The organism is Paenalcaligenes suwonensis, from assembly GCF_011290505.1.
Taxonomy (GTDB): Bacteria; Pseudomonadota; Gammaproteobacteria; order Burkholderiales; family Burkholderiaceae_B; genus Paenalcaligenes; species Paenalcaligenes suwonensis.
The window spans coordinates 196,976-209,069 of record NZ_JAANPV010000005.1 but is presented as its reverse complement, the minus strand read 5'-3'; the positions used below and the strand labels follow the sequence as shown (position 1 = coordinate 209,069).

General features: G+C 50.5%; 10 protein-coding genes and 1 pseudogene. All 11 read left to right on the top strand.

Annotation, left to right across the window (positions count from 1 at the left end; translation table 11 throughout):
• Positions 1-747 (top strand): flagellar basal-body rod protein FlgF, encoded by a 747-nt coding sequence (gene flgF / locus GY634_RS09620; protein WP_166408322.1) that lies wholly within the window; start codon positions 1-3, stop codon positions 745-747.
• 34 nt (positions 748-781) lie between these two features.
• Positions 782-1,567: a flagellar basal-body rod protein FlgG gene (gene flgG, locus GY634_RS09615; protein WP_166408321.1), complete on the top strand. Its 786-nt coding sequence runs from the start codon at positions 782-784 to the stop codon at positions 1,565-1,567.
• A gap of 38 nt (positions 1,568-1,605) precedes the next feature.
• Positions 1,606-2,288, top strand: a pseudogene (locus tag GY634_RS17400) (flagellar basal body L-ring protein FlgH).
• Between the two features lie 15 nt (positions 2,289-2,303).
• The gene (locus GY634_RS09605; protein WP_166408320.1) at positions 2,304-3,419 is read left to right on the top strand and encodes a flagellar basal body P-ring protein FlgI; all 1,116 of its coding nucleotides are present in this window, start codon (positions 2,304-2,306) and stop codon (positions 3,417-3,419) included.
• A gap of 4 nt (positions 3,420-3,423) precedes the next feature.
• The gene (gene flgJ, locus GY634_RS09600) at positions 3,424-4,383 is read left to right on the top strand and encodes a flagellar assembly peptidoglycan hydrolase FlgJ (RefSeq protein WP_166408319.1); all 960 of its coding nucleotides are present in this window, start codon (positions 3,424-3,426) and stop codon (positions 4,381-4,383) included.
• A gap of 97 nt (positions 4,384-4,480) precedes the next feature.
• Positions 4,481-6,160 carry a flagellar hook-associated protein FlgK gene (gene flgK / locus GY634_RS09595; RefSeq protein WP_166408318.1) on the top strand — a complete coding sequence of 560 codons (1,680 nt, stop codon included), beginning with the start codon at positions 4,481-4,483 and terminating at the stop codon, positions 6,158-6,160.
• Positions 6,161-6,186: 26 nt separating this feature from the next.
• Positions 6,187-7,473, top strand: a complete 1,287-nt coding sequence (gene flgL / locus GY634_RS09590) for a flagellar hook-associated protein FlgL (protein ID WP_166408317.1) — start codon at positions 6,187-6,189, stop codon at positions 7,471-7,473.
• A 66-nt stretch (positions 7,474-7,539) separates the two neighbouring features.
• Positions 7,540-8,991 (top strand): methyl-accepting chemotaxis protein, encoded by a 1,452-nt coding sequence (locus GY634_RS09585; RefSeq protein WP_166408316.1) that lies wholly within the window; start codon positions 7,540-7,542, stop codon positions 8,989-8,991.
• A gap of 3 nt (positions 8,992-8,994) precedes the next feature.
• Positions 8,995-9,303 carry a hypothetical protein gene (locus tag GY634_RS09580; RefSeq protein WP_166408315.1) on the top strand — a complete coding sequence of 103 codons (309 nt, stop codon included), beginning with the start codon at positions 8,995-8,997 and terminating at the stop codon, positions 9,301-9,303.
• 170 nt (positions 9,304-9,473) lie between these two features.
• Positions 9,474-11,399, top strand: coding sequence for a DUF294 nucleotidyltransferase-like domain-containing protein (locus GY634_RS09575; RefSeq protein ID WP_166408314.1), 1,926 nt, complete (start codon positions 9,474-9,476; stop codon positions 11,397-11,399).
• A 35-nt stretch (positions 11,400-11,434) separates the two neighbouring features.
• A complete protein-coding gene (locus tag GY634_RS09570; protein ID WP_166408313.1) occupies positions 11,435-12,091 on the top strand; it encodes a 3'-5' exonuclease in 657 nt (218 codons plus the stop codon).
• Positions 12,092-12,094 lie beyond the last annotated feature (3 nt).

The following is a 12,094-nucleotide window of genomic DNA, read 5'->3' as shown; positions in this document are numbered from 1 at the left end:
ATGGATAGGATGATCTACACCGCCATGAATGGTGCTCAGCGACTGCTAGAACAGCAGTCTGCGCTGAGTAACAACTTGGCAAACATCAATACCTCAGGCTTTAGAGAGCAGTTGGCATTGCAGCGCGCCGTACCTGTACAAGGTGCGCCTGCACTGCCAACGCGTGTGTCCACCGTCACCGTAACGCCCGGTAGTCGCATGCAAGCGGGTCCCTTAAGCGAAACCGGTAATCCATTGGATATTGCCATTGCGGATCAAGGTTGGTTTGCGGTGCAAACCCCCGAAGGTGAGGCCTACACGCGTGCCGGTGATTTCTCTATAGACCAAGACAATATGCTGGTGAACCGTCGAGGGCAATTTGTATTGTCTGCGGATGGCGCACCCATTGAGGTTCCTGATAGAGCGGTACTGACCTTTTCCACCGATGGGCAAATCACGGCCTTAGGTGCGGGGGATAGTCCTAAAGATATTCAGGTATTGGGGCAGTTGAAACTGGTGAACCCTGATCCTCAAACCCTGATACGTGGCGATGATGGTTTGTTCCGACTGCCTGCCGGACAAGCACAGCCTATGGATGAAAGCGTCAAGGTGGTATCTGGTTTTGTGGAAAAAAGTAATGTGAGTGCGGCAGAAGCCATGGTGGGCATGATTAATAATGCCCGTCGCTTTGAAATGCAGATGAAGGTTCTGCAAGACGCCAATACCAATGCAGAACGGGCGAACTCCATTCTGTCCATGAACGGTTAAGCCATGCACGCATGGTGCATGTGAGGAATACAAAATGATTCGATCTCTCTGGATTGCTAAAACGGGCTTAGAAGCCCAACAAACAGGTATGGATGTTATTTCCAATAACCTGGCAAACGTGAATACGGCTGGTTTTAAGCGCGGCCGTGCCGTATTTGAAGACTTGATGTACCAAACCATACGTCAACCAGGTGCCCAAGTGGGTGCTGCTAATCAGTTGCCTACAGGCTTGCAATTGGGTACAGGGGTGCGCACGGTATCTACCGAGCGTATTCACACTCAAGGTGACTTGCGTCACACTGGTGGCACCATGGATGTGGCTATTGAAGGGCGTGGTTTCTTGCAAGTGGAAATGCCTGACGGCACCTTTGCTTACACGCGCGCTGGCACATTGCAGATGGATCAAAACGGTCAGTTAACTACTGCGGGTGGTTACCCCATTCAGCCGCCTATCAACATTCCCGACAACGCGTTGGAAATCTCCATTGGTAGAGACGGTACGGTTTCTGTGACGCAGCCTGGTGCAGTAGGTACTAGCGTGGAAGTAGGGCAGTTGCAGATCACTACCTTTGCTAACCCCGGTGGTTTGCAAAGCATGGGTGAGAACCTGTACGTAGAAACCGACTCTTCGGGTGCAGCTAACTTCTTGCAACCTGGTTTGGATGGGGCTGGTATTGTGCGCCAGAACTATACCGAAACGTCTAACGTGAACGTGGCTGAAGAACTTGTCAATATGATCATTGCCCAGCGCTCTTACGAGATGAACAGTAAAGCCGTGCAGACATCTGACCAGATGTTGGCGCGTTTAGCGCAATTGTAATCAGCCAAGTGGATAACAGCGTGGTAGTAATGAAAGTGATGATGCGTAGTCTGTTTGTAGCCATGGCGGTCGCCATAATGCTGATACAAGGCTGCGCTTTGGTGCCTCCAGAGGCTGTGGTGACTGGGCCGTTAACGGCGCAACCACCCGCACAAATCTTACCCGAGGTAGTGGCGAATGGTTCTATTTATCAGCCCAGTGCCTACGGTAACTACCCGCTGTTTGAAGATCGTAGGCCGCGTAACGTGGGTGATATCGTGACCATCGTTATTCAAGAGCGTACGAATGCGGCGAAAAACGTTTCTACTAGCACCAACCGTAACTCCAGTGGCGGTTTGAACTTTGGTGCAGACCCTTCAATTTTCCTAGCGAATTGGGTTCCCGACAAAACTTTGAAGTGGAAGGGAAAAACCAAGCTAACGGTACGGGTAGTAGTCGTGCTGACAACATGTTCTCAGGCACGCTGACCACTACCGTGATTGGTGTCTTGCCAAACGGCAACTTGCAAATTGCCGGGGAAAAACAAATTGCTATTAATAGAGGTAGTGAATACATGCGTTTTTCGGGCGTTGTAGACCCACGTTCTATTTCCGGCAGCAATACCGTCAGTTCTACGCAAGTGGCTGATGCGCGTATTGAGTTCCGTAGCAAAGGCGTTATGGATGAAGTGCAGACCATGGGATGGCTGCAGCGTTTCTTCTTGAATATTTCTCCGTTCTAATTGATGAGTATCACTATGTCTATACGAGCGGTATTACGGGTTTTATTGGCGAGCGTGCTGCTGGGGTTGCAGTTTCCCTTGCATGCGGCAGATCGCATTAAAGATTTAGCCACCATCCAAGGTGTGCGCGATAACCAATTGATTGGTTATGGTTTGGTGGTGGGTTTGGATGGTAGTGGGGATCAGGTGCGTCAGGCGCCGTTTACCCAACAAAGTTTGACCAACATGTTGTCGCAGTTGGGGGTGACTATTCCCCAAGGCAGCAACATGCAGTTGAAAAACGTGGCAGCTGTGATGGTGACAGCGCGTTTACCGGCTTTTGCTCAGCCAGGGCAGTCGGTGGACGTGGTGGTTTCCTCGATGGGGAATGCTAAAAGTTTGCGTGGCGGTACATTGTTGATGACACCGCTTAAAGGGGCAAACGGTCAGGTGTATGCGTTGGCACAAGGTAACTTGCTTGTGGGCGGTGCCGGGGCTGAGGCTGGCGGTTCCAGCGTACAGGTGAACCAACTGAACGGCGGCATGATTCCGGGCGGCGCCATTGTTGAACGCGATGTGCCTACTACTTATATACGCGATGGGCTGATTTCTTTAGAACTGAATAGCTCGGACTTTGGTACGGCACAAAACGTAGTGGCTGCATTGAATAGGCATTTCGGCAGCACTATCGCAACCGCCTTAAATGCGCGAGTGATTCAAGTGCAAGCGCCTTTAGGGCCTGAAATGCAGGCGAATTTCTTATCACAAGTAGAAAACCTACGCGTGAGCTTGCCACCGGCCAGAGCGCGAGTGGTGGTGAATGCACGTACCGGCACGGTAGTGATGAATCGCACGGTGACCATTGATGAAGCGGCCATCGCTTACGGCAATCTATCCATTGTGATCAGTAAGCAAGCCGAAGTTAACCAGCCCAATACACCCTTTACGGATGGTCAAACCGTGGTTACAGATCGCACCGATATTGAAATGCGTTCAGACGGCGGGGCATTGCAGCGTGTGAGCACCAGTGCCAATTTGGCGGATGTGGTGCGTGCATTGAATGCGCTGGGTGCTACCCCGCAAGAGCTATTGTCCATCTTGCAAAACCTGAAGAGTGCAGGTGCGTTGCGCGCCGACTTAGAGGTGATTTAGTGTTATGAGTATCCATTACTACCCCCGTCCTGGTTCAGGTGCCGAGCAAGCTGTTTCCATGTTTGATGCCGAGCAGTTGGCGCAGTTGAAGCGCAATGCTCAGGACCGTAATGGTGGCAGCACGGCTGAGCAACAAAAAATTGCTCAGCAGTTTGAAGCACTGTTTATTCAACAGTTGTTAAAGCAAGCGCGTGCGAATGCCAGTGGTAATGGCATGTTCGATAGCGAGCAAGTACGCATGACACAAAGCATGGGTGATGAGCAGTTGTCGTTGCAGTTGGCAAACCCCGGTATGGGGTTGGCAGAGGCGTTAATTCGTCAAATGCAGGGCGGTGAGGCTTCTATGGGTCAGCCTGGCAGCAACGCTTGGCAGCAGGGTATAGCTAGTCAGGATCAAGGTACGGCTCGTCACGTGGATGCGCCGTCTATCAGTGCGTTGATTCGTAAGCTTAGCGCCAAGGGGAGCTTGGATCAGGTGTACTCGGCTGTGCGTGGTGCGCCTGAGCATGTGCGTGGTTTTGTAGGAAAAATGTATGCAGCAGCCGAAGTGGTAGCCGAAAAAAGTGGTGTACCCATGAAGCTGATATTAAGTCAGGCAGCCTTAGAGTCTGGCTGGGGTAAGCGCGAAATTCTGCATGAAAATGGTCAAAGCACGCATAACTTGTTTGGTATTAAAGCCGGCAAGGGATGGAAAGGGAAAGTGGCCCACATCATGACCACTGAATTTGAAAATGGCGAATACAAAAAAGTAAAACAGCCTTTCAGAGCCTATGACTCCTACGAGGAGTCCTTAGCCGACTATGCGCGTTTGATTAGTACTAGCCCGCGCTACGAGTCGGTGATGCAAGCGGCTACGCCACAAGAGGCTGCACAACGCGTGCAAGATGCCGGCTATGCGACGGATCCTAACTATGCCCAAAAACTAATACAGATCATGGCGTATTTTGACGCGGGAAGTCGTTAATTTTCCCTAAAGATTCGCTCTTACAGCCCGTTAATAGCTCATTGATCGTGTTTGCGTTGCCCTAGTTGGCGGCGCTTTCTCAAAAACGGAATTTGTTATGAATTTATCCCGCCTCGGTTTGTCAGCTCTGCAGAATGCCCAGCAAAATCTTCAGATAACTGGCCATAACATCAGCAACTCTAAAGTTGAAGGCTATAACCGCCAAACGGTATTGTCCCAAACAGCGGGCGCTCAAAACATAGGGGCGGGTTATGTAGGGCGTGGCGTGCAGGCAGTCACAGTGCAGCGAGCATACGATTCCTTTGTGTGGAATCAGTTGGTGCAGTCACAAAGTGCTGGTGCAGCACTGATTACCTACGGTACTGAAATTGGGCAAGTCAACAACTTGTTTGGCGATCGTACGGTAGGGATTAGCCCCGCGATACAGAATTTCTTTGATGCCATGAATGCCGTGGCTTCAAGCCCAAGCGACCCCGATGCCAGACAAGAGCTTCTGGGTCGCGCTCAAAGCTTAGTCACGCAGTTCAATAATGCACAAAGCTCGTTGCAAGCACAGCGTGACAACCTGAATACGCAGGTACGTACTACTGTTTCGCAGATCAATAGTTATGTGGAACGTATACACGACATGAACCAGCAGATTACGGCTGCTAAGGCTGCTACGCCTGATCACAGCCCTAACGATTTGCTGGATCAGCGCGAGCAATTGGTGATGGAATTAAACCAATTGGTAGACGTGAAGGTTATTGAGCAAGACGGTGTATTTAACCTAACGCTTAGCAATGGGCAGGTGTTGTTGGGCGGTAGCCAAGTGTTCCCGTTGCAAGCGCAAACGTCTACTAGCGATCCATCTAAAGTTGTAGTGGCTTATACCGCAGCGTTTGAAGACGGTGTGGGTAAAACCGTGCAATTGCAAGACAGCAACTTTAAAGGTGGTCAGTTAGGCGGTTTGTTGAAATATCGCAGCGAATCACTGGATGCTACCCAAAACTATTTAGGCCGCTTGGCCATTGGTATTACCTCAGCGATTAACGCTGTGCATGCTGAAGGTTTTGATTTGGCGGGTAATGCCGGCGGTGATTTCTTCCGTATCGAGCTAGGTAAGCCCATTCCTAGCAATAAGTCTGGTTCGTCACCAGCCCCCGATTTAAATATTGAGCTGGGCGACGCCAATAAACTCACCGGTTCCGACTACCAAGTGGAATTCCGTAATGGTGAGTACAGCGTAAAAACTCTGCCAAATGGCCCCACCAAAGTCTTTACTCCTGCCGAAGCTGAAGCAGGTTTTGAGATTGATGGCGTGAAATTTAAGTTTGATGACGCCGCAACAGCAGTAGAGGGCGATAGCTGGTTGGTGCAGCCTACGCGTAATGCGGCTGGCCGTATTGAACTGGTGTTAGACGACCCCGCTAAAGTAGCAGCGGCTGGTAAAGATAAAGATGGCAACCCATTGGGTTCGGCCAACGGTGACATTGCACTGAAATTGGCCGCGTTACAAGAACAACGCACGATGGGCAACGGCACGCTGAACTTTAACGAAGCCTACAGCCAACTGGTGAACAAAGTGGCTGTGCAGGCCCAGCAAAATGCGACGGCAGCCAAAGCACAAGCGAACTTGATTCAACAGAACTATGCGTCGCAACAACGAATTTCTGGTGTGAACGAAGACGAAGAGGTACTGAACTTGGATAAGTTCCTACAACAGTACCGTGCCGCGTCACGCATGATTGAGGTGAGCTCAAACATGTTCGACACACTATTGGGTTTGCGTAATTAACCCGTTGTTTTTACAGGAACACAGTCATGCGTATTAGTACTAATCTGTATTTTCAGACGGGTTTGAATTCCATTGGCAGACAGCAGAACCAATTGATGGAAATTTTTCAGCAAATTGGTAGTGGTAAACGTTCTTTGACGCCAGCTGATGATCCTTTAGCTGCCGCGCAGAGCATTACGTTGGCACAAGCACAAAGCATGAATAAACGCTTTGCTGAAAACCGCCACGTGGCCACCCGTATGTTGGGTGAAGAAGAAAATATTTTGAACTCACTAACCTCCCAAGTACGTGATGTAAAAACACGTTTGGTGGAAGTGGGTAACGGCACGTTGTCTGACGCCGATAGAGCCACGTTGGCAAACGTACTGCGCGATAGCATGGAGTCGTTGCTGGGCTTGGCAAACAGTAAAGATGCCTCGGGTCAGTATCTGTTTTCAGGTAGCCAAGGCAATGTGGCCCCGTACGTGTACGACGGCACGTCGGTCACCTACCATGGCGACCAAGTAGAGCGTTTGGTGCAAGTAGATCAAACCCGTCAGTTGCCCACCAGCAACCACGGTGTGGATGTGTTTTCACGCGTGACGCCAGGCGCCAACTCGTTTATTACCAGCGCAGCCAGTAGCAATGGTGGTACAGGGATTATTGCCCAGCCGTCTATTGTGAATCCTAAAGCGGCCCAGAATATGGTGAGCTTCGAAGTGCGTTTCATCGACGAAACCACCTACGAAGTAGAGGCTAACTACCTAGAGGCTGATGGTTCTATTACGAATGTCGTGTCACCAGCGCAGGCCTATACCGTTAACGAGAAAGGCGAAACTATTATCAATCTGCCAGCAGGCACCGATGATTCTGGGATCAGCATTTTCTTTGGCGGCAAACCGGCTGCTGGAGATACCTTTAACGTGGAACGCGCGAGTGCTACAGCACGTGGTGACTACCCACAAACAGATGTGAACCTGTTCAACACGCTGAGTGATTTGATTAATGTGCTTGAGCAGCCTTCTTCTGGCGACCCAGTTGCACAAGCGGCATTGCGTAACCAGCTAAACGGTGCCATGCAGCGTTTAGATATTAACTACGACAACATCTTGACGGTACGTGCGTCGGTGGGCGGTCGTATGAATGAAATTTCCGCGCTTAACGACAACGGTACGTTACAGGCATTACACCTAAGTAAAGAGCTAATACGTATAGAAGATTTGGATTATTACACGGCCTCTTCACAGTTAGAGCAGCGTAGTGCTGCGCTGGAAGCAGCTGTGTTGGCATTCAAAAAAATCCAAGGCGCAAGTTTGCTGGCAATGAAAGCGTAATCGCTGATCACGCACAGAATTTTGATTCGTAGTAGGCAGTTGACTATCTAAACTGGGTAAAAGCAGATGTTATTCAAAAATATTAAAATCAAAACGGGTGCTACCGTTTTGCTGGCAGGGTTGTTCTTGTCGGCAGTACTGATTGCCATACTGGGCCTGTATTTTCATGCGCAAAGTTTAACGGCGTTGCAGCAGTTGGCCAGTGGTAGCGCTAGTGCATCCGCCTTGAAAACACATTTGCAGCAAGCAGAAGGCTTGTATCAAGTTAGTTTGTATTGGTCTATTGCCTTGGGTGTACTAACCGTTGTTTTGGCAATTTTGATGTACCACTACTTGTCTACACGCGTTGTGCGTCCATTGCATCAAGTGATGCAGCATTTCGATAGCATGGCATCGGGTGATTTAAGCCAGCGTGTAACGGTTAAAACCAATAACGAAATGGGCAATATGTTTTCTGCCCTGCGTAGACTGCAAGATGCGCTGATTCGTATGGTCAGCGCCGTACGCAACGGTATGGATGAAATCAGTGCGGGTTCGGTAGACATTGCCGATGGTAACCGTAACCTCAGCGACCGTACTAGCGATCAAGCGGCTGCACTGCAGCAAACCGCAGCAAGCATGGGGCAATTGGCGGGTACTGTACGTCAAAACGCCGATAACGCACACCAAGCTAACCAGCTAGCTGCTACAGCCTCTGATGTTGCACAGCGCGGCGGTAAGGCTGTGGGAGAGGTCGTTGCTACGATGCAAGGTATTTCGGCAAGCTCCAGCAAAATAGCTGACATTGTGGGCGTCATTGATAGCATTGCTTTCCAAACCAATATTCTGGCGCTGAATGCGGCAGTGGAAGCGGCCCGTGCTGGTGAGCAAGGCCGCGGTTTTGCAGTGGTGGCGTCTGAGGTGCGTGCATTGGCACAACGCAGTGCGCAAGCCGCTCGTGAAATTACCGCGTTGATTGATGACTCTGTTTCTAAGGTAAGCGAAGGCTCAGGCCAGGTAGAGCGCGCTGGTGCCACCATGCAGGAAATCGTGGATTCCGTAAAACGTGTCACCGATATCATGGGCGAAATCACCGCAGCGACGATAGAGCAGTCCTCAGGGATTGATCAGATTAACCGTGCTGTGGGCCAAATGGATGAAGCCACACAATACAACTCTAGATTAGTAGAGCAAACGGCAAGAGCAGCGACTACCTTGAATGCAGAGTTAAAGCATGTGCAAGATGCAGTGACCAGTTTCAGACTGCCTGAGTCCGAAGTGATTGATATTGCGGCACGCCAAGTGCGCGCCCGACAATCCCGTAAAGCGCAAGTAAGCAATGACCAGACTTCCGCTGCTACCCACGCTACAACCAGCAAAAAACTGGCTTCTGCACGTACAGCAACAGCGGCGAACAGCACGCCTAGCTTGCCTAAGAAAAGCAGTGGCGCGGCTTCAAATGACATGACCTTGTTGCGTCCTGATTTGAGCGGTACTAAAAAAGCGCAAAACAGTGATGACGATTGGGTGGAGTTCTAAAACGTGAAGAAGCTTTGGCGTGCAGGTGTGGTGGCTGTAACGATAACGCTATCCGCGTGTTACAGCACCGGTAACTCATACAACAGCAATACGGCATGGTTAGAGCCGGGTGTTACCACGGTTGCTGATGCACGCTTAGGTTTGGGGACGGCACCTACCACGGTGTATCCCCAGACGGATGGTGGTTCTATACAGGTATGGTTTTCTAGCCAATCTATAGTGCCTAATGCGATTTATGTAGAGCGTGAGTTGTGGCTGGAGTTTGGCCCTAATCAGGTACTACGACAAATATTGCGTCGCTCCACCAGTTAAGTACCACAGCGTTTTACGCCAAAAAGCACACAGCAACCCTGTGTGCTTTTTTGTATTCAGCACGTAGCTTCTACGACTTTTGGTTCATCGTGAAAAATAGGCTTTTATGCTAGGGTAAGAGTAGGGGCTACCGCAGGTAGCCACGATATTTTCCTGAGGCAGACTACGCGATGTGTTCCAGTTTAGTATCCAGACCTTCAGCCGTATTAAGCACCGGACAAGAAGCCGTGCGACAAGGCTTGCACGCGTTAATTCAGCTTTTTACGCAATACCCACCGTTTAGCAGTTTGTCGGTGGAGGAAATGCAGCAACTGCTCAAGCGCGGTCAGTTGGTGTTTTATGCGCAAGGCGATGTGATTGCTTCGCCGGAGCAGGGTGTGTGCGAGCAGTTGTGGATTGTGCGTCAGGGCATGGTGCGTATTGCAAGTGTAGATAATTCTTCAGGCGAAGCCTGCGTTGAAAAACAAGTAATAGGTATGTTGGGCGTGGCCGACTGCTTTCCTATGGGAGCATTGATGGCCGAGCGGCCTACCAGTCGCCTGTATGTGGCCGCCGAAGATGTGTTCTGTGTGCAGATAGCGAAAACCGATTTTTTACAGGTGGTGCACCAGTCTGACAGTTTGCGTCACTTCGTCTTCAAAGGTGTGAGCAGTTTATTTGGGCAGTTATACGAGAAAACGCGCACCAGTGCCTACGAGCGCAACGCTGTAGGCGCAAACCTGAATGCCCCCTTAGATACCCTGTTGTCACGCGAGCCCATCACCTGTGCACCAGGGGTGCCTTTGCGTGAGGCCGTGCGTCAGATGCATGAACAGGCGATTAGTAGCATTGTGATCGTAGAAAACGAGTACCCCATAGGGATATTCACGCTACGGGATCTACGTCGCATTGTGGCGCAGGGGGAAAGCTTAGAGCAGCCTGTATCGCAGGTGATGAGTAGCCAGTTGGTGGCTTTGGGCTTGAGTGCTTCGGTGTTTGATGTGGCGTTATTGATGGCAAAGCAGCGTATAGGTCATATCTGTATTATCGAGGGCGGTAGGTTATACGGTGTTATTTCCGAGCGTGATGTATTTGCATTGCAGAGGGTAGATCTGGTGAGCGTATCGCGCAAGTTGTATCACGCCAGTAGTGCGGCTGAATTAGTAGCAGTGTATCGCAGCGTACAGCCGGTACTCACCACCATGCAAGCGCATGGGGCTGATGCTATACAGCTGATGGAGCTAATTAGTGGCTTACGTGATCATTGCATCAGCAGAGCTATAGAGCTATGTTTGCTGGACCATCCCGGTGTGAGTTTTCCCTTTGACTGGATTGTGTTCGGCGCGGGGGCTCGAGCAGAGCAGTGGCTGTTTAGTAAACAGCAAAGTGGGATTGTATTTGATGCGGTGGATGCCGAGCAGGCTCAGGGTCGGCAGCAGTTACTCTTGCCGCTGGCCGAGCAGGTGATAGGGCTCTTAGAGCAATGCGGCATGCAGCTATGCCTGAGTGAGAAACTGGCTAGCCACCCCGATTATTGTCAGCCAGTACAAGGGTGGCAGCAGTCCATGCAGAAATGGTTAGAAAAGGGCTCCGCCCGGTTGCTTTCTAAGCAGCAGTCTTTGCTAGATCAACGGTGTGTATGGGGCAGTGGTTTGGCGTGGCAGCAGGTGCATGAGTTCTGGCTTAATCGCCTGCAACAGCATGACGCCGCCTTACGGCGCTTAAAGAAAACGGTATTGCGTTATAGGCTACCAACGGCAGAGCAACTACAGCGGTTTTTGGAAAGCAAACAGTTTGTGGTGGCTGATCAAGATTTCCGTAAACAAGGGTTACGAGTGTTGACGCAAGCCGTGCGCATCTTGGCGTTAGAGCAGGGTTGTCGCGATACCAATACGTTGCTGCGTTTGCAATGCTTGGTGCAGCATCAGGTTATACCGCTAGAATCGGCCCATGCCTTACGCCAAGCATTCAATTATCTGCATTTGCTAAAGCACCAGCAAACGGTAAAAAGTGAGTACACACCGGACGAAGCCAGTATGTTAACGCCTTTGGAAAAAAGGTTGTTTCGCGAGGCATTACGACAAATTATGCCGTTGCGTGAAGCCTTAGAAAAATGACCACGACACGCTTGAGAAAGTTCTTCCAATGTTATATGAAAAAAACCGACTCAGCGTCGGTGATAACGCCGCCCTGGTTAGACCCATGGGAGCTTCCTCTGCTGGGTACGCGCTACTTTGTGGTAGACCTAGAGTCGGATGGGTTGCAGCGCAAAAATAACCGGATTTTATCGGTAGGAGCCATCGCGGTAGTTGAGCAGACATTACGTTATAGCGAGGCTTTTTATCATGTGCTTCATCACACGGGCGACTTGCAGGCAGATGCCATGCTGATCCATGGTCTGTCGCCTACTGCACTGCAGCAAGGCGATAGTACCGAAGCGGTGCTGGGCGCATTGTGCGAGCAAGGCCAGCATAGTGTATGGGTAGGTTTCCATGCGGGCTTTGATGCGTTGTTGCTGCAACAGGCCTTCAAGTCGGTATTGCAGTGGTCGTGTGAACCCGTGATCTTGAATGTGGCGGAGTATTTACCGGCATTATTTTCGGATCATGCTGCAACGCAGCAAAACCTAGATGATTGGGTAGAGCGCTTTGGTTTGCATGCCATAGAGCGACATAATGCGTTGGGGGATGCCATGGTGACGGCTGAGCTGCTACAAATTGTCTTGCGCAAGGCAACACAACAAGGCATTACTACCTGGGCAGAGTTGCGGCAACTACGTCAGATACAGCGTAAGAAACGTGGGTATTAAGTG

Bases quoted from the DNA above. Each gene is read 5' to 3' on its own strand.
- flgF (WP_166408322.1), top strand. From the start codon at position 1: ATGGATAGGATGATCTACACCGCCATGAATGGTGCTCAGCGACTGCTA.
- flgG (WP_166408321.1), top strand. From the start codon at position 782: ATGATTCGATCTCTCTGGATTGCTAAAACGGGCTTAGAAGCCCAACAA.
- GY634_RS09605 (WP_166408320.1), top strand. From the start codon at position 2,304: ATGTCTATACGAGCGGTATTACGGGTTTTATTGGCGAGCGTGCTGCTG.
- flgJ (WP_166408319.1), top strand. From the start codon at position 3,424: ATGAGTATCCATTACTACCCCCGTCCTGGTTCAGGTGCCGAGCAAGCT.
- flgK (WP_166408318.1), top strand. From the start codon at position 4,481: ATGAATTTATCCCGCCTCGGTTTGTCAGCTCTGCAGAATGCCCAGCAA.
- flgL (WP_166408317.1), top strand. From the start codon at position 6,187: ATGCGTATTAGTACTAATCTGTATTTTCAGACGGGTTTGAATTCCATT.
- GY634_RS09585 (WP_166408316.1), top strand. From the start codon at position 7,540: ATGTTATTCAAAAATATTAAAATCAAAACGGGTGCTACCGTTTTGCTG.
- GY634_RS09575 (WP_166408314.1), top strand. From the start codon at position 9,474: ATGTGTTCCAGTTTAGTATCCAGACCTTCAGCCGTATTAAGCACCGGA.
- GY634_RS09570 (WP_166408313.1), top strand. From the start codon at position 11,435: ATGAAAAAAACCGACTCAGCGTCGGTGATAACGCCGCCCTGGTTAGAC.